The organism is Pseudomonas sp. C5pp (assembly GCF_000814065.1).
Taxonomy (GTDB): Bacteria; Pseudomonadota; Gammaproteobacteria; order Pseudomonadales; family Pseudomonadaceae; genus Aquipseudomonas; species Aquipseudomonas asiatica.
The window spans coordinates 1-1,305 of the sequence record NZ_JWLN01000086.1; the positions used below are offsets into that span (position 1 = coordinate 1).

Sequence of the window (1,305 nt, forward strand, 5' to 3'; positions counted from 1 at the left end):
GGTTCTTCGCGGAGTCTGGGGGAAGAGCGAGTTGACAGTCAGGGAAGCAGGTAAATTGGCAGTCGCCAAACACACCCTTCACCTGTCCCTGCTGTCGCCGTGCATCCTATTGATCTTGCTGCTTTCTGGCCAGGCTACGACGCCGTTGCCTGTCGCCCATCTACCGATAACACCCTCCTCATTGAGCTTGAACCTCAAGCCGGCTCTCTTCCTAAGTGCGGGCGTTGTGGCCAGTTCAGCCCGTTGATTCACGATCGCCGGATTCGTCTGGTGCGTGATCGTGATCTGTTCGATCAGCGCGTCCTGCTTCAACTACCAGTGCGCCGAGTCGATTGCCTGAGTTGTGGGCGGGTGACCGAGCGGATCGACTGGTTGGAGCCAGCATCTCGGCTGACCCAGCGGTTACGGATATGGCTCGAAAGCTTGCTGCGGCTGCTGCCGATCAGCCACGTCAGCCAGCTCACCGGCCTGCACTGGCACACCCTCAAAACGCTCGATAAACGACGCCTTCAAGCCGAGGTAGGCACCTTCGATTCAACCGGTGTCCGCCGCCTGGTGATGGACGAGTTCGCCCTGCACAAAGGGCATCGCTATGCCACGGTCATCATGGATGCCGAGCGAACGCGGGTGTTGTGGGTCGGCCACGGCAACAGCCGCGAGGCGGTCCGCCCGTTCTTTGAATTGCTCGGCAAGCACTGCCAGCAGATAGAGGCGGTGGCCATGGACATGAACACGGCTTTTGATCTGGAGGTGAAGAAGCATTGCCCGCAAGCCGAAGTGGTGTACGACCTGTTTCACGTCGTCGCGCGCTATGGTCGGGATGTGATCGACCGTATCCGGGTTGACCAGGCCAACCTCCTGCGCGAAGACAAGCCGGCACGAAAGGCGGTCAAGCAAAGCCGCTGGCTGCTGCTGCGCAATCGCAACAACCTGAAGGACGGACAAGCCGTGCAGCTTCAAGAACTACTCGCGGCCAACCAGCCGCTGGCTACGGTCTATGTCCTCAAGGATGCGCTGAAGGATGTCTGGTTCGCCCCCAGCGTACGAGAGGGCTGGCGCCGCTGGCGAACCTGGTTGCGGCACGCCCGGGACAGCGGCCTCGCACCGCTACAGCGCTTCGCTCGCAACCTGCGCAAATACGCCCGAGGCATCCTCGCCAGTGCCAACTTCCACATGCATACCAGCGTCCTTGAGGGCGTCAACAACCGCATCAAGGTGATCAAGCGTATGGCCTATGGTTTTCGGGACTCGGAATACTTCTTCCTGAAAATCAAGGCTGCCTTCCCCGGGAAAGCGCGATGAACC

Annotated in this window: 1 protein-coding gene; it reads left to right on the forward strand. The window is 60.2% G+C overall.

Annotated features, from left to right (window positions below; all coding sequences use genetic code 11):
• Positions 1-99 precede the first annotated feature (99 nt).
• Positions 100-1,302, forward strand: a complete 1,203-nt coding sequence (locus RR51_RS28390) for an ISL3 family transposase (RefSeq protein ID WP_031297637.1) — start codon at positions 100-102, stop codon at positions 1,300-1,302.
• Positions 1,303-1,305 lie beyond the last annotated feature (3 nt).